Annotated in this window: 17 protein-coding genes and 1 pseudogene; 13 read left to right on the top strand and 5 right to left on the bottom strand. The window is 66.3% G+C overall.

The features are described 5' to 3' along the window. Positions 1–12: 12 nt before the first annotated feature. Genes ACZ44S_RS04425 through ACZ44S_RS04445 form a run of 5 tightly spaced genes read left to right on the top strand, consistent with a single transcriptional unit; the run spans position 13 to position 9,354 of the window. Entirely contained in the window at positions 13–3,609 is a 3,597-nt protein-coding gene (locus tag ACZ44S_RS04425; protein ID WP_285512902.1) for a DEAD/DEAH box helicase family protein, read from the top strand. Next, a complete protein-coding gene (locus ACZ44S_RS04430) occupies positions 3,606–5,051 on the top strand; it encodes a restriction endonuclease subunit S (RefSeq protein WP_285512903.1) in 1,446 nt (481 codons plus the stop codon). Before ACZ44S_RS04425 ends, ACZ44S_RS04430 begins: the two co-directional genes overlap by 4 nt. A gap of 23 nt (positions 5,052–5,074) precedes the next feature. Next, on the top strand, positions 5,075–6,595 hold the full coding sequence (locus ACZ44S_RS04435) for a class I SAM-dependent DNA methyltransferase (protein WP_285512904.1): 1,521 nt from the start codon (positions 5,075–5,077) through the stop codon (positions 6,593–6,595). Positions 6,596–6,635: 40 nt separating this feature from the next. Then, positions 6,636–8,180: an AAA family ATPase gene (locus ACZ44S_RS04440; RefSeq protein ID WP_285512905.1), complete on the top strand. Its 1,545-nt coding sequence runs from the start codon at positions 6,636–6,638 to the stop codon at positions 8,178–8,180. Next, positions 8,155–9,354, top strand: coding sequence for a restriction system modified-DNA reader domain-containing protein (locus tag ACZ44S_RS04445; RefSeq protein ID WP_285512906.1), 1,200 nt, complete (start codon positions 8,155–8,157; stop codon positions 9,352–9,354). Before ACZ44S_RS04440 ends, ACZ44S_RS04445 begins: the two co-directional genes overlap by 26 nt. A gap of 70 nt (positions 9,355–9,424) precedes the next feature. Here ACZ44S_RS04445 and ACZ44S_RS04450 read toward each other — a convergent pair whose 3' ends face one another. Next, positions 9,425–9,859, bottom strand: coding sequence for a peptide deformylase (locus ACZ44S_RS04450; protein ID WP_285512907.1), 435 nt, complete (start codon positions 9,857–9,859; stop codon positions 9,425–9,427). A 313-nt stretch (positions 9,860–10,172) separates the two neighbouring features. Here ACZ44S_RS04450 and ACZ44S_RS04455 point away from each other — a divergent pair, with 313 nt between their 5' ends. The 4 genes and pseudogenes from ACZ44S_RS04455 to ACZ44S_RS04470 all read left to right on the top strand — a co-directional run bounded on the left by ACZ44S_RS04455 (position 10,173) and on the right by ACZ44S_RS04470 (position 15,408). After that, the gene (locus ACZ44S_RS04455) at positions 10,173–10,412 is read left to right on the top strand and encodes a DUF317 domain-containing protein (RefSeq protein WP_466924247.1); all 240 of its coding nucleotides are present in this window, start codon (positions 10,173–10,175) and stop codon (positions 10,410–10,412) included. 133 nt (positions 10,413–10,545) lie between these two features. Beyond that, positions 10,546–11,898 (top strand): IS21 family transposase, encoded by a 1,353-nt coding sequence (gene istA, locus ACZ44S_RS04460; protein WP_435834921.1) that lies wholly within the window; start codon positions 10,546–10,548, stop codon positions 11,896–11,898. Next, positions 11,895–12,134 (top strand): annotated as a pseudogene (locus tag ACZ44S_RS04465) (ATP-binding protein); the annotation flags it as partial. The gene istA and the pseudogene ACZ44S_RS04465, both read left to right, overlap by 4 nt. A gap of 133 nt (positions 12,135–12,267) precedes the next feature. After that, positions 12,268–15,408, top strand: a complete 3,141-nt coding sequence (locus ACZ44S_RS04470; RefSeq protein WP_101253924.1) for a Tn3 family transposase — start codon at positions 12,268–12,270, stop codon at positions 15,406–15,408. Positions 15,409–15,435: 27 nt separating this feature from the next. Here ACZ44S_RS04470 and ACZ44S_RS04475 read toward each other — a convergent pair whose 3' ends face one another. From ACZ44S_RS04475 to merA, 4 genes are all read right to left on the bottom strand, one after another. Then, entirely contained in the window at positions 15,436–15,951 is a 516-nt protein-coding gene (locus tag ACZ44S_RS04475) for a hypothetical protein (RefSeq protein ID WP_006554636.1), read from the bottom strand. Between the two features lie 64 nt (positions 15,952–16,015). After that, complete coding sequence (merB, locus tag ACZ44S_RS04480) at positions 16,016–16,657, bottom strand: organomercurial lyase MerB (protein WP_101253925.1); 642 nt, start codon at positions 16,655–16,657, stop codon at positions 16,016–16,018. Between the two features lie 70 nt (positions 16,658–16,727). Next, entirely contained in the window at positions 16,728–17,150 is a 423-nt protein-coding gene (locus ACZ44S_RS04485) for a MerR family transcriptional regulator (RefSeq protein ID WP_285512909.1), read from the bottom strand. A 21-nt stretch (positions 17,151–17,171) separates the two neighbouring features. After that, a complete protein-coding gene (merA, locus tag ACZ44S_RS04490) occupies positions 17,172–18,608 on the bottom strand; it encodes a mercury(II) reductase (protein ID WP_101253926.1) in 1,437 nt (478 codons plus the stop codon). 121 nt (positions 18,609–18,729) lie between these two features. Here merA and ACZ44S_RS04495 point away from each other — a divergent pair, with 121 nt between their 5' ends. The 4 genes from ACZ44S_RS04495 to ACZ44S_RS04510 are packed head-to-tail and all read left to right on the top strand — an operon-like array spanning position 18,730 to position 20,993. Further along, a complete protein-coding gene (locus tag ACZ44S_RS04495; protein ID WP_039958748.1) occupies positions 18,730–19,113 on the top strand; it encodes an ArsR/SmtB family transcription factor in 384 nt (127 codons plus the stop codon). 22 nt (positions 19,114–19,135) lie between these two features. Then, the gene (locus ACZ44S_RS04500) at positions 19,136–19,462 is read left to right on the top strand and encodes a hypothetical protein (protein ID WP_006554631.1); all 327 of its coding nucleotides are present in this window, start codon (positions 19,136–19,138) and stop codon (positions 19,460–19,462) included. Beyond that, positions 19,459–20,004: a TlpA family protein disulfide reductase gene (locus tag ACZ44S_RS04505; protein ID WP_006554630.1), complete on the top strand. Its 546-nt coding sequence runs from the start codon at positions 19,459–19,461 to the stop codon at positions 20,002–20,004. Before ACZ44S_RS04500 ends, ACZ44S_RS04505 begins: the two co-directional genes overlap by 4 nt. After that, the gene (locus tag ACZ44S_RS04510) at positions 20,001–20,993 is read left to right on the top strand and encodes a cytochrome c biogenesis CcdA family protein (protein WP_006554629.1); all 993 of its coding nucleotides are present in this window, start codon (positions 20,001–20,003) and stop codon (positions 20,991–20,993) included. Before ACZ44S_RS04505 ends, ACZ44S_RS04510 begins: the two co-directional genes overlap by 4 nt. The last annotated feature ends 17 nt before the right edge of the window (positions 20,994–21,010 follow it).

Below are 21,010 nucleotides of genomic sequence, written 5' to 3' on the forward strand. Positions count from 1 at the left end.
GTGGAGGGCTTCGTGAGCCAGGGGCGAGGCCCGATCGACACCCGGGTCAGGGAGCTGGCCGCTCGATCTGCGAACTTCGGTTTCTTGCTGCCTCACGAGCCTCTCTTGGTCCTGTATGGAGCGAGCGCAGAGGTAAACCTCTTCACTGACCCGAGCATCACACTGCTCAAGGGGCGTCAATTCGGGGAGACACTCGCAACTGCCCTGGCCCGGCGGTCTGGCATCACGGTCGGCAAGGACGATCAGGCCAACAGGGTGCATGGGCTGGCGCGGGCCGGCTTCCTCGACGAACCAGTACGGCTGATGTTCGATGCTCTTCGACGCCCAGTGTCTGAAGCCGTGGACACAGACTTCGCCCTGGAGCGAGAAGCTCTGCGCGCAGTCAGGCATTGCTTCCAGCTGGGGGTCTGGTTCCACCGCCTTCTTACCGGCGACCGGGAACAGATTCCTTTCATCCCGCCAGACGCTCCGGACTGGATCCAGACAGCAGAGCCAGAAGATACAGACGCCCGTGCTGAGCTGCACGCACTCCGGAGTGAACTGGAGGCTGCCCGCGCCAGCCTAGAGCTCTCTCGGGTCAGCTATTCAGAGCGGGAAAGCAGCCGCGAGGAGGCTCTGGAGAAGGCTCGGCAGAGCGCCTCCGACGAGTTGGCACGTGCGAGAGCCGCCCTCCCCGAAGTATCGACCCTGGTTACTTCCCTGGCATCAGAAGCATCACGGCTCCAACGTGGATTCGACGAAGCTCCGCCACCGCGTAAGCCAACGGCGAGCCAGAGAGAACTGCTCGTCTCCAATGCTCGTCGGGCCGCCCAGGAACCGCTGAGCGAAGCGCGGGTACGCGATCGAATCGACGAGATGCTGAACGATGCGGGCTGGTCAGTCCAGGACGGAAAGGGTAACCAGAATCTATACGCAGCACGAGGCGTTGCCGTCCGCGAGGTGACCACTGCAGCAGGCCGAGCAGACTACTTGCTCTACGTCGATACGAAACTCATCGGCGTCATTGAAGCCAAACACGAAGGCGCCGACCTTGCGACTGCCGAGCGGCAGGCTGATCGCTACGCGGAAGGACTGACCGCCCGACAAGACCTGCAGGCTTGGCGGACGCCCCTCCCGTATCGCTATGTAAGCGACGGGGGTCTGGTCAGGTTCCGCAATGACCTCGATCCGGATTCGCGTACCCGCGACGTGTACTCCTTCCACCAGCCTGAAACCATCGCCCGATGGATTCGGGAGGCCGAAGCCGATGCGGCAGCGCCCACTTATCGAGCTCGCATCAGGGAACGCCTACCGAAACTCGACCCCGCGGAAGTGGCTGCTGGGCGTCTCAGGCCAGCTCAATTCGAAGCGGTCCATGGATTGGAGGAGTCTCTGCGTCGTGGAGACCAGCGATCCCTCATCCAGATGGCAACGGGCGCTGGCAAGACGTATGCAGCGGTCACCGCCGCCTACCGCCTATTGAAGCATGCCAAGGCACAACGGATCCTCTTCCTCGTGGATCGCAACAACCTAGGTTCCCAGGCCCTCACAGAGTTCACTAATTACACGACTCCAGACGATGGCCGGAAGTTCACCGAGCTCTACAACGTCGACCAGCTCACCGGCTCGACGGTATTGGACTCATCTAAGGTCGTCATATCCACCATCCAGCGACTCTCCAGGCTCGTTTCCGGTCAGGAGCCGGGCGATCCCGACGATTACAGCGACTCATCTGCATTTGAAGAAGAGGAACGCGGCACCGCAACAGCAGCAGCTGAGGTTACCTACAGTCGCAGGCTTCCGCCGGAATCGTTTGACCTAATCATCATTGACGAGTGCCACAGGTCCATTTATGGCCGGTGGCGTTCAGTTCTTGAGTATTTCGATGCCCACCTCGTCGGGCTTACCGCAACACCCGTTGCTCAGACCTTCGGATTCTTCCACCAGAACCTGATCAGCGAGTACACCTATGAACAGGCCGTGGCGGACGGGGTAGCGGTCGACTACACGACGTATCGCATCAGAACATCCATTACCGAGCAAGGCTCAGTAATCCCGGTCGAGACTCATGTCCCGATCAAGAATCGCCGGACTCGACGCCGCCGGTACGAAGAGCTGGACGACGACTTCTCCTACAGCGCGAACCAGGTTGGCAGCAAGGTCATCAGCACGGGGCAGTTGCGTACAGTTCTCACCGCCTTTCGGGACAGCCTAACCGTTTTCTTCCCCGAGCGTGACAACGTTCCCGCAGATATGCGCATGGTGCCGAAGACGCTTGTATTTGCACGCGACGACAACCATGCCGACGAAATCGTCGAAATGGTGCGTGATGTTTTCGGGCGAGGCAACAGCTTCTGCAAGAAGATCACAGGAAAAGCATCCCAGCCAGATCAGCTACTGTCCGAGTTCCGTAACGCTCCCGAGCTGCGTGTCGCAGTAACAGTGGACATGATCGCCACGGGCACCGACGTTCGGGCTATCGAGTGCGTATTCTTCCTGCGAGATGTCAAGAGTTGGGCCTACTTCGAGCAGATGCGCGGCCGTGGTGCACGAGTGATCGATTCAACGGAACTACGTGCAGTGACGCCGGACATCCGAGAGAAGACCCGGTTCGTCGTCGTGGACGCCATCGGTGTCACGGAAAGCCACAAGCGGGAAACTCCGGTAGTGGAGCAAGATGACGCGAAGCGCACATCGCTCCGCAAACTGCTGGGCAAGACCGCCGGCGGCACCATCGACGAGGACGAGGCCGAAGAGCTGGGACTCAGACTCTCACGGTTGTCACGCACGCTCACTGCTGAAGACCACGCCGAGATCACTCGCTTGGCCGGGGAACCGCTGGACGCAATCACCGGCAGAATCGCCACGGCCGTCGACGTAGATCACGTAGACAGAGTCCGGCAGGCAGACGGCGCCAAAGGTGTGCACTGGATGGTCCAGCAAGCTGTGCAGCCTTTGGCAGCCAACAAGGATCTGCGCGACCTGCTGACCTACATCAACACCGACCAGCGCATCGTCTACGACGAGGTGAACCCGGACTCTCTTCTGTCCGTCGGACCAGTGGAGATGGCTCAACAGACCGTGACCAGCTGGCGCGAGTACCTCGCCGAGCATCACGACGAGATCACTTCCATCCAAGTCGCTCTGACGGGCCACGGAGGACGTGACGTTCGCCCACGCGCGGCTTATCAACAGCTCAAGGACTTGGCCTCACGCATTGCCCGGCCGCCCCACCAGTGGACCGTCGAACGACTGTGGCAGGCATACGAACAGCTCGGGGCGGCCTCAAGCGAACCAGGCATCAAGCATGGGCCGCCAGACCTGGTGTCCCTGATCCGCTACGAGCTAGGACTGGACACCGAGGTGCGCCCCTACCGATCAACAGTGGAAAGCCGGTTCGCCAACTGGGTCGAGCGCCAGAGGCAGGCTGGCGTCACCTTCAGCGAGGACGAGCTGTGGTGGCTGGAGCGGATCGTCGACACGATGGCCACCAGTGTCAGGTTCGATGTCGCAGACCTGGACCGCGTACCCTTCACCGAGCGTGGAGGAACCGACGGGTTCCTTCGCGTCTTCGGTGACGACCGTGCCGAGGCTGTCCTCAACGAACTAGATCAGGAACTGACCGCATGACCGAACTGCCGCCCGGGTGGGCGCGGTGCGCGCTGCAGGACTTCTCAGAAGTACGGCTCGGCCGGCAGCGTTCGCCCAAGAACCACAACGGCAGCAACATGCGGCCCTACCTGCGCGCAGCCAACGTGGGGTGGCAGGGACTACTCCTCGACGACGTGAAGTTCATGAACTTCACCGAGGCCGAAGCAGAGATCTACAGACTCCAGCGTGGCGACATTGTCCTGAGCGAGGCATCCGGCAGTGCTGGCGAGGTCGGCAAGCCGGCACTGTGGAACGACGAGATCGATGACTGCTGTTTCCAGAACACGCTGATTCGAGTCCGAACCCACGAGGCCAATCCCCGTTTCTTGGCTCACTTCTTGCGATACGAGGCGCTCAGAGGAGCCTTCGCACAGGATTCACGCGGTGTCGGAATCCACCATCTTGGAGCGGCACGCCTTGCCAAGTGGCAGATCGACCTTCCTCCGCTGGCAGAGCAACAACGAATCGTCGACGCGCTCGAAGATCACCTCTCTCGTCTGGACTTCGTCGAGTCGTCTCTACGCAACGTCATCGCCCATTTGTCGGTCCTTCGCGACAAGATCACCAACATGGCAACGACTGGTGGTGTGAGCGCCGCGAACAGGGTGGCAGCCAAGATCCACGAGGTAGGGATAGATGACGGTCCGCTGCCGCTGCTCCCGGGCGGCTGGCGCTGGTCCAGGTTGGGCGACATCGCACATGTCGTCGGCGGCGTCACCAAGGACAGCAAAAAGCAAAACGACTCCGAGTACATCAGCGTCCCCTACCTGCGCGTCGCGAACGTGCAGCGCGGGCACCTCAACTTGACTGACGTCTCGACGATTCGGGTTGCGCCGAGGAAGGCTGAGCAACTACGCCTCAAACATGGCGACGTCCTGCTCAATGAGGGTGGAGACCGCGACAAACTCGGCAGGGGCTGGATCTGGGAAGAGCAGATCCCCGGATGCATTCACCAGAACCATGTCTTCCGCGCACGAGTTGACCAAAGCGTTCTCCACCCGAAGCTCCTGGCATGGCACGCAAACGGCTTCGGACAACGGTGGTGCGAGCTCAACGGAAAACAGAGCGTCAACCTCGCATCGATCAGCCTCAGCAAAATCAAGCTACTTCCAGTAGCGGTCCCCCCGCCGGAGGTACAGCTGGATCTCGTCAGCCACATTGAGGAACGGCTGAGCATGGCCGACGCCGCGCTTGAAACAGCGGAAGCTGGTCTGCTCCGAGCCAAAGCCCTGCGCAGGGCTGTCTTGCGAAGGGCCTTCTCCGGAAAGCTTGTTGAGCAAGACCCCTCCGACGAGCCCGCGTCAGCGCTGTTGGACCGCCTCCGGTCAACGCGGCCGGCGAAGGCACCTCGACGACAGACACGCAAGCCGACCGCGGCACCCCAGCGTGAGAGCCAGGCAGTACAGGAGACCCTGCTGTGACCCCACCAACGACCTCGACTCGAGTGAGCGTCGACGCTCAGTCTCTCGTCAACAAGCTCTGGGGCTACTGCAATGTCCTGAGGGATGACGGTGTCTCCGTGCTCGATTATGTCGAGCAGCTGACCTACCTCCTGTTCCTCAAGATGGCCCACGAGCAGAAAAACCGGCGGTTCAATCAGGTCGACATCCTCGACGGTCTCGATGCCTGGCAGATCTTGCTGGACGCTGAGGGACAGGAACTTGAAGACCGGTACAGCGAGATCCTCAGTGTCCTCGGCCGCAGCGGCGGGACACTCGGCCGGATCTTCCAGAAGGCGCAGAACCGCATCCAGGATCCCGCCAAACTGAAGCGCTTGATTCGTGAGCTGATCGGCAAGGAGAACTGGTCCGGAACGGGCGTCGACATCAAGGGCGATGCTTACGAAGAGCTGCTCGCGAAGAGCTCGGAGGACGTCAAGTCCGGCGCTGGGCAGTACTTCACCCCACGAGAACTTATCCGTGCCGTAGTCGACTGCGTACAGCCGGCCCCAACCGACACGATCATGGACCCGGCATGTGGGACCGGGGGCTTCCTGCTGAACGCCTTCGAGTACATCCAGCAGCACTATGAGATGGGTCTTACGCCCGAACTACGGGAACGGCTCAGCACAGGGGCAATCTGGGGCAACGAGCTCGTCGATGGCACGGCCCGCCTCGCCGCCATGAACCTCGTACTGCACGGCATCGGCCAGCCGAACGGTGAGTCACTGATCGAGGTGGGTGACGCGTTGGCAAAGCCACCAGTTCGTCACGCATCGCTCGTTCTCGCCAACCCTCCGTTTGGCAAGAAGTCCTCAATCATGATCATCGGTGAAGGTGACGAATTTGAACGCAAGGATCTCACCTACCATCGTCGGGACTTCTGGGTAACTACGACCAATAAGCAGCTCAATTTCGTTCAGCACATTTATACCTTGCTGCAGACTGGCGGCCGAGCAGCTGTGGTAGTGCCCGACAACGTGCTGTTTGAAGGGGGCGTGGGTGAAACCATTCGCCGGCGACTCCTGCAGCAATGCGACGTGCACACGCTACTCAGGCTCCCCCCAGGGATCTTCTACGCCGGCGGGGTAAAGGCGAACGTCCTGTTCTTCGAAAAGCTGCCGCCACGGGCAGACGGTGAAGCGCACACTCGGAAGCTCTGGGTCTACGATTTCAGGACCAACCAGCACTTCACGCTCAAGCAGAACCGGCTTTCCAGGGAAGACCTGGACGATTTCGTAACCGCCTACGCCCCGGGCAAGGACCGCAGCGAGCGGACCGAGACAGACGCTTTCAAGGCGTACGACATTGAGTACCTCCTGAGCCGCGAGATGGTCAATCTTGACCTGTTTGCGAACCTCAAGGACAAGTCGGTCGAGGACGCCGACGATCTGATCGAACCTCACGTCCTCGCCCAGGAGATCGCAGTAGAACTGGAAGCAGCTCTGTCCGAGCTGATCAACCTCACCGAAGCATTGCGCCCTGCAGTGACACCAACTGAGGATGCGCCCCAGGTCACCTCGTAACCACTACTAGTGCGATAGACGGGTCCCGCGGGGAGGGGACGTGCAACTGCTGGAACTCCACTTGCCTAGATATCGTGGCCTTCAGGACTTCACTCTCGATCTGTCCGAAGGCGGCGACATTTACGTCCTCGTCGGGCGCAACGGCCGCGGCAAGTCACGCGTTCTCCAAGCAGTTGCTGAAATCTTCGGGAGTCTCTGGCGTGGGCAGCGCGCCCCATTCGGTTACCGGATCAAATACAGTCGCGGCGGACATGTTGTAGAGGTTTCCCAGCCTGCAATCCGTTCCACGCCCAAGATGACCGTGACCAACGGAGATTCAGTCAGCATAGTCGTTCATAAAGCTGACTGGAGCGTGCATCTCCCAGACCATCTCTTCGGCTATCAAGCAGCGAGGGAATCCGGTTGGGGAGAGGAGTTTGATCGCCATAAACGCGACGACATGGCGGCGGCCCGGGGTGCCGACCCAGCCGCTGCCGGGCAATCCCTCGCCCGCGGCGTCAGACCCCTCTTCCTGTGCGATGTCACCCATCTTCCGCTGATCCTGCTCGCGCTTCTTTCGAACTGGTCGGAGAAGTTCGCGCATCTCGCGGAGAGGGATGTTCACATCTCCGGCTTTGCGTCCGCCGATATCACTATCCGGAGGCCGAGCTGGTTCAAACGCTCCCGGGATACAGACAAACCCTATTGGGGACTAGAAGGTGACGCTCCGGCACTTTTCGACGCGATTGCCACACAGGGCCGATTCGGTGCCATTCCTGATGCATCAGCTAGCAGTACGTACACGGATTTTCGAATCACCATAGCGACGCCCGACGACCTCAAAAGCTTTCGTCGGCTGTTCGCTTCCGACGTCGCCATGTTCGCAATGTTTGAAAGACTCCACTCGGCCGGACTACTGACGGCCAGCGTGCGTCTGAACATGGTCGACGGACACCAGATCAGGCCGGAAGAACTGAGTGCCGGCGAACAGCAAATCCTCACCATCATGGGAATGCTGAGGCTGCAGCGGGGCGAGGAATCCCTTTTCCTGCTTGACGAGCCAGCCTCGCACTTTCACCCAGGCTGGAGCAAGCGCTGGCACTCGACCGTCCAAGACATGTTGGAGGACGGACAGAATTCCCAGTTCATCGCGGCTACCCATGATCCGGCACTCGTGCTGAACATCCCCCGCGGCCAGATTCGCATGCTCCACGGGTCATCAGTGGGTGCCGTCCGGGCCGAGATGCCGACGGTCGACCCGCGCGGGCATGGTGTGGGCGCATTGTTGACCACCGAGCTATACGGCTTGAGCACGCAATTGGACGACCACACCCAGAGCCTCATCGACATGCAGTACGAGCTTTCCCGAATGCCTGCACTGAACGAGGAAGATAACCGACGACTGCGCAGTGTAAATCAGGAGCTTGAATCCCTCGGGTTTGACACGATTCGCCGCGATAAGGTGGTCTCACTATTTCTTGCAGAGCTCGACCGCCGACGCAAGGAGCTTTTGAGGAGCGCAGGCAGCGCAGACCCGCCTTCTTCCGAAGAGCTCGCGGCCATGGTAAGAAGACTCTTCGATGAAAGACTTACCCGGGGTTTGTGACGACGTGCGCTACGTAGATGTGAGCAATTTGGTTGTTCCGCCCGCCTGGGCTCGTCATGCAACTGTCCTCAAGAATCGCGTAGCGCAATGCGGCGCCGACAAGAAAAAACTCACGGCATTGTTCAAGAGATCCTCGTACTGGACAAAGCTGCGCCCACAACTCATTGCACTGGCGGGTCGAAGATGCTGGTACTGCGAAGGTGAAGTTTCCAACAGCCGTCTTGAAGTTGATCATTTCAGGCCGAAGGGTGGCGTGGTCGAAGAGCCAGAGACTGCGCATATCGGGTACTACTGGCTAGCGTACGAAGTTGGCAATTTCCGGCTCATCTGCGAATTTTGCAACTCGTCAACGGATGACGATGCGACAGGCAAGCGCGTTACGAAGATTCACCATTTTCCTCTATTGAACCCGAATTCCAGGATTCGAGCACCAGGCGTCAGGCCGGAGGTAATCGAGAAAGAGCTTCCAGTCCTCCTGGACCCCATTAATTCGAGCGACTGCGACCTTCTCGACTTTGATTCCTCGGGTGCCGCACGCCGAAATGACCATCGTCCACGATCCGCCCTTGAGCGCGCGGTAGGAATATGCCGGGTCACCGAATCGATCCGCATCTATGGCCTTGATCGGCCAGGGTTGATCGATGGGCGCACCAGAGCATGGAAGGAAACCGTCCTCAAAGCAAATTTGCTCGAATTGGGGATTGATATAGGTGATGGCGTAGATCCCGTGGACAGAGTCCGGGATCTCATTACGCCGAAGGCGCCCCACAGCGGTGCCGCGCTCTCGGCTTTGCGTGCTAGCCGACATCTCAAATCCGTCGTAGACCACTTCGCCAATGAGCTGCGACTTGAGCCAGCCTTTGATGGCATCATCCAGCCAGAAGCTCACACCACACTCGACCTGATCAATGCAGGCTCGCTGAAGAGCGGAGTCGAATTGGTCGGAGCCACCGACATCGGCGAGGTCGTGGCCGTACTCTTGGCTGACGGACGGTTCGAACTGGGACCCCGGTCGTACGCCACCCCAACATCCGCAGCACGAGCAGCTACAGGGAGCGCAGATGTAGATGGGTGGGATTTCTGGCATATCGGCGTTGCGAATAGTCGAATTTCGCTATCTCAGATTCGGCGGGAATTCAACGAGTCTCGGACTCAATCGCCGTCCGGGCAGTGACGGAAGGCAGACCGCTGCAAAGCCGCGCTCGCGGTTGCCATGTGGCGTCCGGCGTTGTACGCCGTCCCGATCAGGCGGACGGCAACTCCTCGGCCTCTCGCCCACATCGCGGGCAACCAAGGGCAGGAGTCGTAGCCCAGGCACGGCCAGTCTGCCGGTACTCCACGACGCAGATGGGTAGGACACCCGGCCGCACGCGATCCGTATATAGCAGGCCGTTGAGGTGGTCGATGTCGTGCTGAATGAGGCGGGCAAGACCGAGCTGGTAGACGGTGTTCACCGCGGCACCGTCGAGGGACGTGCTCTCCGTGGTGATTCTCAGTGGCCGATGCACCTGCTCTCGCACGTCGGAGAAGGACAGGCACCCTTCGTACTGCTCATCGCTCTCCTCCGACACGTCGGTGACACGGGGGTTGAGGAGAATGATCGGGCCGACCCGGGACTCGGCAGGCTGGACGACAGCGGCAGCACGGGCGATGCCGATCTGAGGCGCGGCGATCCCCATCCGCCACGGCCGGCTCCTCGTCCAAGCCCACAAGGTCCACACCACCGTCGCGGTCGGCACCTGCCTCGGCCGCAAGGGCAAGTCCGTCTACCTCCACGGAGAGGACCACCTGCGCCAGGTCGCCGACACCTACGACTCGAGAAGGTCCACGGCCGGGCTCCCCTGACCGACACCGAACGCGCCGCTGCCGAAGCCCGCGCCCCACTCGCCCTCCCTGCAGCCAAGCCCAACCAGCCCGCCAGGAGCCGCAGACCGTCCCGGCCTACCTGGCCGACGTCGGCAACCACGACGCCCTCCTCGATGCACACGGCGAATGGGAGAAGTGGCGAACCTGGTTGGACGAGACCTCCCACGCCATCCACAAGTCCCAGACCCTGCGCATCGAACGCGCGCCCACGAAACACCCGCTCACGAAACAGCCTGGACCTTGGCCGCCTACGAGACACCCGTCTCCGATCGCATGTGGGTCCTCACCGCGACCGGCGCCACCCCCGCTGTCGGCGTACACCTGAACGTCCCCACCCGCGTACGGATGAACGTGGCCAGTTTCTGATGCGCTGAGGCGACTCGGTCGGCACTCTGCTGCTCGGTCGGTGTCGGGCGGCGGAGGGCGGTTGGCGGTGGTCTTGGATCCGCATCGCTGGTTGGAACTGCGGCGTTTCCGTGGCCTGTTGGAGTCCGGGGCGATGAGCCTGTCGGAGATCGCCCGGGAGACGGGACTGGACCGCAAGACGGTCCGTAAGTACCTCTCGGCGCCGGGTCCGGCAACCCCGCCGCGCCGGTCTGTGAACGGACGGTCCCTGGCGAGGAAGATCGACGAGTTCGCGCCGCTGATCGACTCGATGCTGCGGGCCGAGGTCCTGATGAAGGCATCGGTGATCCACGAGCGGCTGGCGGCTGAGTACGGGTTCAACGGCAACTACCAGCGGGTCAAGCTCTACGTCCAGGAAGCCCGCCCCCGGATCGCCGAGGAACTCGGCATCACCCCGAAGGAGTTGGCGGGCATGCACCGCCGATTCGAGGTGATCCCCGGGGCCCAGGCTCAGGTGGACTGGGGCGACGAGGGCAAGATCCTCGCCCACCTGGGCATCGCGAAGGTCTACTCCTTCCACATGACGCTGTCGTACTCACGCGATCCGTTCTGCTGCTTCACCACCAGTCAGGACCTGCAGACCTTCTTCGAGTGCCACCGCCGGGCGTTTGCCCACTTCGGCGGGGTGCCGATGACGATCGTTTACGACCGCACCAAGACCGTCGTGCGCCGTCACGTCGCCCCTGGTGAAGCGGTCCCGCTGCATCCTGAGGCGGTCGGCTTCGCCGGCCACTACGACTTCGACATCGACGTGCTGGCTGCCTACCGGCCCACCGGCAAGGGCCGTGTCGAGCGACAGGTGCTGATCGTCCGTGACCACGTGCTGTCCGGACGGGCCTTCTCCTGCGTGGAGGAGATGGACGCCGCCTTCGCCGCCTGGGTGCCGCAGCGCAGGTCCCAGATCCACAAGACGCACCGGGAGGTCATCGGCGAGCGGGCGGCCCGCGACCACGCGGCGCTCAAGCCGCTGCCGCCGACGCCTTATCTGGTGGCCGAGCGGCATCTGCGGCCGGTCGGCAAGGACTGCCTGGTCGCCTTCGGCGGCAACCTCTACTCGGTGCCCGCCCGCCGGGTCCGCCCCCGCCAGCTGGTCGAGATCCGGGCCACGAAGTCCCAGGTCATGCTGCACTCCACCGTCCCCGACGCCAGCGGCGAGACGCTGCTGGCCATGCACCCGCGGGCGGTCGGCCGCGGGGTCCGCGTCGTCGAAGAACAGCACTGGGACGGCCTGCCCACCGGCAAGGGCCGCCGGACCACCACCGGCGACGTCCCGCCCCGGCCCCGCCACGAACGCTCTCTGGGTGGGGAGAGCGGCCCGGTGCAGGCCCTGCTGAACCGGGCCGCGGCCACCCGCGTCGAGGTCGGCCGCCGCCCCTTGTCGGTCTATGACGAGCTGACCGGCACCCGGCCCTTCACCACCAACTCCCCGACGAAGGAGTCTTCTTGAGCGAGCTGACCGGCAACCGCATCCGCACCACGGCCGCCAAGCTCGGCCTGCCCCACCTGGCGGAGACCATCAATGAGTACACCCGCCGGGCGGACGAGGCGAAGATGGGCTACCTCGACTTCCTCGACCTGGTGCTGTCCGAGGAACTCGCCGTCCGCGACGACCGCCGCTTCCGCCAGGGCCTGCGGCTCTCCAGACTGCCGCACCACAAGACGCTCGACGAATACGACTTCTCCGGCCTCGGGGAACAATGGAACAGCCGTTGGCGCTAAGGAACGATCTTGTGCGCCTAGCACAGTGATCCACTCTGCGGCTGGGGTTCGGTGAAAGATCGTATGAGCGGTGTGGCGTGGGGCTACCGTCCGCCGCGTGCCGGTGGAATTTCTGACTGATGAGCAGGCCGCAGCGTACGGACGGTTCGTGGAGGAGCCGACCCGTCCGGAGCTGGAGCGGTTCTTCTACCTCGACGACGTGGACCGGGAGCTGATCGGGAAACGGCGGGGTGACCACAACCGTCTGGGGTTCGCACTCCAGATGTGCACGGTCCGCTACCTGGGGCTGTTCCTGGAGGACCCGCTGGATGTGCCGTGGCCGGTGGTGGAGTACCTGGCCGAGCACCTGGGCGTGGAGGACGCCTCGTGCGTGAAGCGGTACACCGAGCGGTTGAAGACGGCGTACGAGCACGCGTGGGAGATCCGGGACGCCTACGGCTACCACCAGTTCGAGGATCGCGAGTGGGGGCGGAAGTTCCGTACGTTTCTGCACGGGCGGGCGTGGACGGCCGCCGAGGGGCCGGTGGCGCTGTTCAACCAGGCGGTGGGCTGGCTGCGGCGCAACCGTGTGCTGCTGCCCGGGGTGAGCGTGCTGGCCCGGCAGGTGGCCGAGGTGCGGGGCACGGCCGAGCAGCGGCTGTACGCCACGGTGGCGGGGGCCGCGCGCCGCGCGGACGGCGCACTGCCGGCGGACCTGGTGGCGCTGCTGGATGTTCCGGAGGGCCGTCGGGTGTCGGAGCTGGAGCGGCTGCGCCGGCCGCCGACGCGGACGACAGGCACGAGCATGGCGAAGGCGCTGGAGCGGGTCGATGAGATCGCCGCGTTCCGTCTGGGCCGGGTGCGGATCGACAAGGTCCCGCCGAACCGGCTGGCGTCCCTGGCCCGTACGGGGCTGGGGTCGAAGGCGCCGAACCTGGAGCGCACCCCGGAGCCGAAGCGCACCGCGCTGCTGACCTCGGTGGTCCGTCACCTGGAAGCATCCGCAATCGATGACGCGCTGGATCTGTTCGCGCTGCTGATGCAGGTGAAGCTCATCAGCGCCGCGCGGCGGGCGACAGACCGGGAGTGGGTGGCGGGCCGGGCCCGGGTGGTGAAGGCGTTCCGCATGGTCGACGGGGTGTTCCGGCTGTGGAGCGAGCAACTGGATCTGATCGCCGAGAGCGCCACGGACTTCGATCCGGGCGCGATGTGGCGGGCACTGGAGACGGAGATCGGCCCCCGCGCGGAGATCGAGGCCGCGTCCAAGCTGGCGGCGGAGATGATCGGGCCGGGAGACGACGAGGCCGAGGCGGAGATGCGGCGCCTGCTGGCCACCCGCTACAACACCGTCCGCCCGTTCCTGTCGCTGCTCGGGGAGTCGCCCGCGCTGGGCGCAGCCTCCGCCGGCAAGCGCATCCTGGAGGCGGTACGGCGGCTGCCCGCGCTCGCACGGCGGAAGGTCAAGGTCAAGCCGCTGCTGCCGCGTGAGATCGACGCCAAGCTGGTGCCACCGGCGTGGCGGTCGGCGGTGTACTCCAACCCGGAGCTGCCCGAGGGTGCGGTGGACCGCGACGCGTACGTGGTGTGCGTGCTGGAGCAGCTGTACAGGGCGCTGAACTCCCGGAATGTGTTCGCCTCGCCGTCGAACCGGTGGGCCGACCCGCGGGCGCGGCTGCTGGCCGGCAAGCAGTGGGAGGCCGTCGCCGACGACGTCCTGCACGGCCTGAGCCTGGACGAGCCGGTCGAGGAACACCTCGCCGGGCGGGTGCGGGCGCTGGACGCGGCCTGGCAGCTGATGGCCGAGCGGCTGGAGGAGGCCGGGCAGGACGCGAAGCTGAGCTTCGAGGTGCAGCCAGGCGGCCGGCTGAAGCTGAACGTGGACCGGCTCGGCGCGGTCGGCGAGCCGAAGTCCTTGCGGTGGCTGCGCAAGACCACCGCGGCGATGCTCCCGAAGATCGACCTGCCGGACCTGCTGTTCGAGGTCGACTCCTGGACTGGGTTCCTGGACGCGTTCGTGCACCTCGGGGACGGCCGCACCCGCATGGAGAACCTGAAGACCTCCCTGGTGGCGCTGCTGGTCGCCGAGGCGTGCAACATCGGCCTGACCCCCGTCATCGACCCCGAGGACGAAGCACTGACCCGGGGTCGGCTGGTGCACGTCGACCAGTACTACCTGCGCGCCGACACCATCGCCGCGGCGAACGCGCGCCTGATCGAGGCCCAGGCGCGGGTGCCGATCGTCTCCCACTGGGGTGAGGGCCTGCTGGCCTCGGTGGACGGGCTGCGGTTCGTAGTGCCCAAGCGGACCATCAACGCCGGTCCCTCGCCGAAGTACTACCACTTCAAACGCGGGATCACGTGGCTGAACGCGGTCAATGACCAGGTCGCCGGGATCGGGCAGATGGTCGTGCCGGGCACCCCGCGCGACTCCCTGCACATCCTGGACACCCTGCTGAACCTGGACGCCGGGGTGAAGCCGGAGATGGTCGCCACCGACAACGCCTCGTACTCCGACATGGTGTTCGGCCTGTTCTCGATGCTCGGCTACAACTTCTCGCCCCGGTTCCGGGACCTGGCCGACCAGCGGTTCTGGCGGGCGGAGATGCCCGGTGTCGAAACCGGCGGCTACGGCCCGCTGGAGCCGCTGGCCCGCAACAAGGCCAACCTGGGCAAGGTGGTCACGCACTGGCCGGACATGCTGCGGGTGGCCGGCTCCCTGGTGACCGGGCAGGTCCGCGCGTACGACCTGCTGCGGATGTTCGGCCGCGAGGGCCGCCCGACCCCGATGGGGCAGGCGTTCGCCGAGTACGGGCGGATCGCCAAGACGCTGCACCTGCTGCGCGTGGTCGACCCGGTGGACGACACCTACCGCAGGCAGATGAACCGGCAGCTGACCGTGCAGGAGTCCCGCCACAAGCTGGCCCGGGACATCTGCCACGGCAAGCGCGGGCAGATCATGCAGGCGTACCGGGAGGGCCAGGAAGACCAGCTCGGTGCGCTCGGCCTGGTCCTGAACGCCGCGGTGCTGTGGACGACCCGCTACCTGGACGCCGCCGTAGAGGAGCTGCGGGCGCTGCCCGCCGAGGAGCGGGAGTACGACGTCCTGGACGAGGATGTCGCCCGCCTGTCCCCGCTGCGTCACGCGAACCTCAACTGCCTGGGCCGCTACAGCTTCCGCGCCTCCACCCCCGTGGGCGGGGGCCTGCGGCCGCTGCGTGACCCGGACGCGGCCGGGGTGGACGAGGACGGGGAACAGTGAGCCTGCCGGCCGGGCCGCCGGTGGCTGTCAGTGCACGGGGCGGCGGCCGAGGATGGTCCAGGCGGTTTCGGTGACGGCGGCGACGGCGATGCCGAAGGCGAGGTGGGCGGCGAAGCCGCGCAGGTGGGTTACGGCCGGGTAGTCCCGGTTGGGGGCGGAGAAGCCGGCCAGTGGGGTGATGCCCTCGTCCACGATCAGCGACATCGCGGCTCCGGAGGCGAGTCCGGCCGCGACCGGTGTGAGGCCGGTGGTGCGGCGCAGCAGCGCGTACACCGGAGCCCAGCTGATGGCGAGCCCGTAATGGAACGCCGTCCCGGCCCGCTCCCGCGCCTTGTCGTCGAGGTGGATGCCGAGCAGGCCGAGGGTCTTGTCGGCGGCGATCTGAGAGGGGGAGCCGGGCCGGGCGGCGTCCTCACGCCGGCGGGTCTCGTCGGATTCGAGCTGGTAGAGCTTCATGCTCACCGGCTCCATCACCTTCGTCGCCGCGTACCCGGCGACCGGGGCGATGACGGCGTCGGTGAGCAGATCAGCAGTGGTCTTCATGGTGCTCTCCTTCCTGTCGGCCCCCTTCGGGGTGGCCGCGGGCCGCGACCACCCCTGGGGGTGCTCAGCAGCAGCCGGACGGGGAGGTGCCGGTGAGGATCTGGTGGATGAGCGGCTGTTCGATGGCGTAGGCGTCGGCGACGGGCAGCACTCGGGAGCCGGGGTGGCCGGCCAGCCAGTCCTCGGCGGCCGCGGCGCTGGTGAAGAAGTGGATCTCGTTGCAGAAGCTGGTGCGGATGGAGGCCGGAGTCTCGCAGGCGACGAGGGAGACGACCGCACCGGCTGGCTCCACGCTGGTGGGCCCGTCCGGGGGCACGGTCAGCCGCACCGGCTCCCCGGTGGCGCGGCAGGGGGAGGTCACCTGGGCGGTGTGGCCCAGGACGGCGGGGAAGACCAGGGTGTCGAGCGCGCACCAGGTGTACAGGGTGCGGCCGTCGGTCTCGTAGCGGTGCGGGGTGGGGTTGAGCGTCAGGCCGTAGCCGGTGACGCGGCCCTGAGTGTCGTACTCGGTGTCGGGCATGGCCGCGAGCGCCTGGCGGATCTCCTCACGGGTGCGGCCGGTTTCGGCGGCGAGCTGGTCGACGGTGACCGGCTCACCGGCCGCCAGCAGCGTCAGCAGGGGCCGCAGCAGAGCCAGTTCCAGGCCGGGAGCGCTGGTGAGCGAGTCGGTGAAGCGGGTGGGGAAGTCCTGGGTGTCGGTGTCCACGACCGCGTTCCTTCCTTGGGTGGATGGGTCCGATGCGTGCCGACCGTAGGGTCTGCCCCCGGGGTGAGGGTCAAGTGCGCTGCGGGTCGCCGGCCCAGCACAGGTCGCCCTCCGCCAGGTCCGCCCGGTGTTCGGCCTGGAACTTCTCGATCCGGTCCAGGATCTGCTGCTGGGCGGCGATACGCTGGCGCAGCCGTTCGCGGGAGCGGTGCAGCAGCTCGGCCAGGTGCGAACCCACCGGCCCGGGGGGGCCGTCGAGATACGCCGTGGTCGGTTCCCGGATCTCGGCGACGGTCAGGCCCAGGCCACGCAGCTCGCCGATGAACCGCACGCACCACAGCGCGTCGGCGGTGTAGAGCCGGTAGTTGGCCGGGCTGCGGCCCAGGGTGTAGATCAGCCCGAGGTCGGTGTACTCGCGCAGCGTCTTGACCGGCACCCCCGTCCGGCGGGACAGCTCGCCGACCGTCATCGGCCGCGTCCGGCTCCCACTCATGATCGATCCTTCCCGGCGGTTTCAGCTGGCGCAGCAGGACAGCTTGGTGACGTCGCGGGTGTAGGTCTGGGCGGCGAGCTTCAGGCCCTCGGCCATGGTCAGGTAGGGGCACCACAGGTCGGCCATCTGCTGCACCGTCATCTGGTTGGCCAGCGCGTAGACGGCGGTGGCGACGACGTCACCGGCGCCGTCGGCCAAGACGTGCGCGCCCAGCAGGCGGCCGGTGGAGGCGTCGGCGACGAGTTTGATCAGGCCGCGGGTGTCGCGGTTGACCAGCGCGCGCGGCACGTACTCGAGCGGCAGGACGCGGCAGTCGCAGGTGTAGCCCTGGGCGACGGCCTCGGCGTCGGTCAGGCCGGCGGAGGCGATGGCCGGGCTGGTGAAGGTGACCCTGGGCAGGTGGCGGTAGTCCACCGTGCGCCCGGCACCGTCGAACGCGTTGTCGGCGATCAGCGCGCCGTGGGCGGAGGCGACGTAGACGAACTGGGGGTGCCCGGTGACATCCCCGGCCGCCCAGATCCGCGGATTGGCCGTACGCAGATGCCCGTCGACGACGACTTCGCCCCGCTCGCCGGTCCCCACTCCAACCGCGTCCAGGCCGAGTCCGTCGGTGACCGGACGGCGGCCGGTGGCCACCAGCAGCTCGTCGGCGCGCAGCTGAACCTCGCGGCCGTCGCCGGTGCGGGCGGTCGCCACGACCTCGCCCGAGTCACGGCGCACCGCGGTCAGGCGGGTGTGGGTGTGGACGGTGATGCCCTCGTCCGCGAAGACGTCCTGCAGGGCGGCGGAGATCTCGGGTTCCTCACCGGAGGTCAGACGACTGCGGGCCACCACGGTGACCTTGGCGCCCAGGCGGGCGAACAGCTGAGCCTGCTCCAGCCCGACATACCCGGCACCCAGGACCAACAGGCTCTTAGGCAGTACGTCCAGGTCCATGGCGGTGGTGGAGGTCAGGTAACCGGCCTCCTCCAGGCCGTCCACGGGCGGCGCCCACGGAGCGGATCCGGTCGCGATCAAGTAGTGCGCGGCCTCGATCCGGCGGCTGCCGCCGCCGACAAGCGCCACGTCCAGGGCGGGGCTGTCCGGGCTGCCGGTGAAGCGAGCGGTGCCCTCAAGGATGTCCCAGCCGTACTCGGCGGCCAGGTCCGTGTACTTCTCCGCCCGCATCTCCTGGACCAGCTTGTCCTTGCCGTCGATCAGCGCGTCGAAGTCAACCGGCCCTGCCTCGGTCCGGATGCCGGGGAAACGCTGCCCCTCCAGCGCGCTGCGGCGGGCCTCGGCGGCGGCCAGCAGCGCTTTGGACGGCACACAGCCGGTGTTCACGCACGTCCCGCCGGTCGTGCCGCGCTCGACCATCACCACCGAGCGGCCCTTGCGACGGGCGGCGATCGCGGCGGCGAACGCCCCGCCGCCGGAGCCGATGACCGCCAGGTCGTAGCCGTTGTGCGCTGCGTTCACCGCAGCACCTCCTCGCGTCCCGGGTCCCGTGTGACCGGGACCGCTTCTATGCGCCTTGCCGAATAGCTCACCACGACCATACTATGCGGCCAGGCGAATAATTCCAGTTGTGGAGGCCCGCATGTCCGACCGCGTCACTGCCCCCGCCCCTTCCACTCAGGAGGGCCCGCAGGAGATGCCGTGTACCCATCTGGACACGGTGGCGAAGTTCTTCCGCGCCCTGTCGGACCCCACCCGGCTGAAGCTGCTGGAGTACATCCTTCGCGGCGAGCGGACCTCCGCCGACTGCGTCGCCTACGCCGGCATCTCCCAGCCCCGCGTCTCGGTGCACCTGTCCTGCCTCACCGACTGCGGCTACGTCACCGCTCGCCGCGACGGCAAGAAGCTGCGCTACTCCGTCGGCGACCCGCGCGTGGCCGACCTGATCATCCTGGCCCGCTCGCTGGCCGCGGACAACGCCGCCGCCCTGTCCTGCTGCACCCGCATCCCCGACAGCCAGGACTGACCCAGCAAGGAGCACCACCGCCATGCCCGCCACCCACCGGCCCCCACGCCGGAACAACTCCGAGCCCTCCGGCGCCGGCCTGGCCGGCGCCGGGATCGGCGCCGCCCTGCTGATGATCGCCTGCTGCGCCGGGCCCGCCCTCATCGCCGCCGGCGCCCTCGGCGCGGTCGGCGGCATCCTCGGCAACCCCTGGGTGATCGCCGCCGCGGTCCTCGCCCTGGCCGCCGCCGTGACCGCCGTCATCCGCCACCGCGCACGGCGCAGTGCCTGCTGCCCGCCCACCACGCGCTCCGCCGACCGGGACCGCTCGCCCACCCCGGCTGACCAGAAAGGCCCCCGCTCCCGATGACCATGTTCCCGCCCCGCCGCCGCACCCTCCTCGCCCTGGCCACCACTGCCGCCCTCGCGGCCGGCGCCACCGCCTGCGGCACCGGGACCACCCCGGCCAAGACCACCGCCGCAGGCGGCACCGCCAAGGGGTCGGTGTCCAAGGACGGCACCGAGGTGACCACGATCAGCGACGAGAAGATCCAGGTGCCGGGCGAGAAGCCGACCGCGGTGTTCTTCTTCTCCGTCGGCTGCGGCGAATGCTCCGAAGGAGCCAAGTCCCTGGCCAAGGCCGGCAAGGAGCTGAACGGCAAGGCGAACGTCCTCGCGGTGGACATGGACCCGGGCGAATCACCCCAGCTCATCCGGCAGTTCCTCGACTACATCAAGGCACCCCAACTGCCCGCGGTCATCGACAAGAACGCCACGCTCTCCCAGCGGTACCAGGTCGCCGCGCTGTCCACGCTGATCGTCGTCGACCCGGCCGGCAAGGTCACCTACCGGGCCACCGACCCCGGCCCCGAGGCGATCCAGGCCGCCCTGGAGAAGGCGGGCGCCAAGTGAACGGCCTGCTCACCCTCGCGTTCGCCGCCGGGATGATCGCACCGGTCAACCCCTGCGGGTTCGCCCTGCTGCCCGCCTGGATCACCTCTGCCCTCGGCGACACCGACACCTCACCGCTGCCCGTGCGCCTCGGCCGCGCGCTGCGCTCCGGTGTCGCGCTGACCCTCGGCTTCGCCGGAACGCTCGCCGCCGCCGGGCTCGTCGTCAGCGCCGGAGCCCGCGCCCTCATCTCCGCCGCCCCCTGGCTCGGGCTGGCCACCGGCGTCATCCTGCTGCTGCTCGGCCTGGCCGGGCTGACCGGCCGGACCCTGACCCTCCGGCTGCCCGCCTCCGGTGGCCGGGCGGCCGAAGGCCCGCCCACCGCCCGCCGCATGGCCGTCTTCGGAATCGGCTACGCCGCCGCGTCCCTGTCCTGCACCTTCGGCGTGCTCCTCGCCGTCATCGCCCAGGCCCAGGCCACCGCCAGCTACGCCGGTCTCCTGCTGCTCTTCGCCGTGTACGCCGCCGGATCCGCCACCGTCCTGCTGCTCATCTCCCTGACCACCGCGGCCGCGGGGTCCGCCCTCACCCGGAAGGTCACCGCGCTGGCCCGCTACGGCCCTCGCGTCACCGCCGCCGTCCTGGTCCTGACCGGCGCGTATCTGACCTGGTACTGGTGGACCCCCGCCACCGCCGGCAGCACCTCCATGAGCACCACCTCGGGCGCTCTGGCCGGTTTCTCCGCCACCGCCTCCGTCTTCATCCAGGCCCACACCACCATCCTGGCCACCCTGGCCGCCCTCGCGGTGCTGGCCGTGATCACCGCCTACTGGCGCCACCACCGGCGCGTCCCCGCACCCCGACAACCCGCCTCCGGCTGCTGCACGGCGAACGACGACACCGCCCCCGCCGCTGCGCCCGCCGGCCGCCCGGGCGAAGAACCCTGCTGCACCCTCCCGGCTGCGGCCCGGCAAACAGCAGGCCAGGCTGAACACCGGACCCGGCACTGACCCACCCGCCGGCGGGA

Source organism: Streptomyces malachitofuscus (assembly GCF_055571035.1).

Bases quoted from the DNA above. Each gene is read 5' to 3' on its own strand.
- ACZ44S_RS04430 (WP_285512903.1), top strand. From the start codon at position 3,606: ATGACCGAACTGCCGCCCGGGTGGGCGCGGTGCGCGCTGCAGGACTTC.
- ACZ44S_RS04445 (WP_285512906.1), top strand. From the start codon at position 8,155: ATGAAAGACTTACCCGGGGTTTGTGACGACGTGCGCTACGTAGATGTG.
- ACZ44S_RS04450 (WP_285512907.1), bottom strand. From the start codon at position 9,859: ATGGGGATCGCCGCGCCTCAGATCGGCATCGCCCGTGCTGCCGCTGTC.
- ACZ44S_RS04455 (WP_466924247.1), top strand. From the start codon at position 10,173: ATGGGAGAAGTGGCGAACCTGGTTGGACGAGACCTCCCACGCCATCCA.
- istA (WP_435834921.1), top strand. From the start codon at position 10,546: ATGAGCCTGTCGGAGATCGCCCGGGAGACGGGACTGGACCGCAAGACG.
- ACZ44S_RS04475 (WP_006554636.1), bottom strand. From the start codon at position 15,951: ATGAAGACCACTGCTGATCTGCTCACCGACGCCGTCATCGCCCCGGTC.
- ACZ44S_RS04485 (WP_285512909.1), bottom strand. From the start codon at position 17,150: ATGAGTGGGAGCCGGACGCGGCCGATGACGGTCGGCGAGCTGTCCCGC.
- ACZ44S_RS04495 (WP_039958748.1), top strand. From the start codon at position 18,730: ATGTCCGACCGCGTCACTGCCCCCGCCCCTTCCACTCAGGAGGGCCCG.
- ACZ44S_RS04500 (WP_006554631.1), top strand. From the start codon at position 19,136: ATGCCCGCCACCCACCGGCCCCCACGCCGGAACAACTCCGAGCCCTCC.
- ACZ44S_RS04505 (WP_006554630.1), top strand. From the start codon at position 19,459: ATGACCATGTTCCCGCCCCGCCGCCGCACCCTCCTCGCCCTGGCCACC.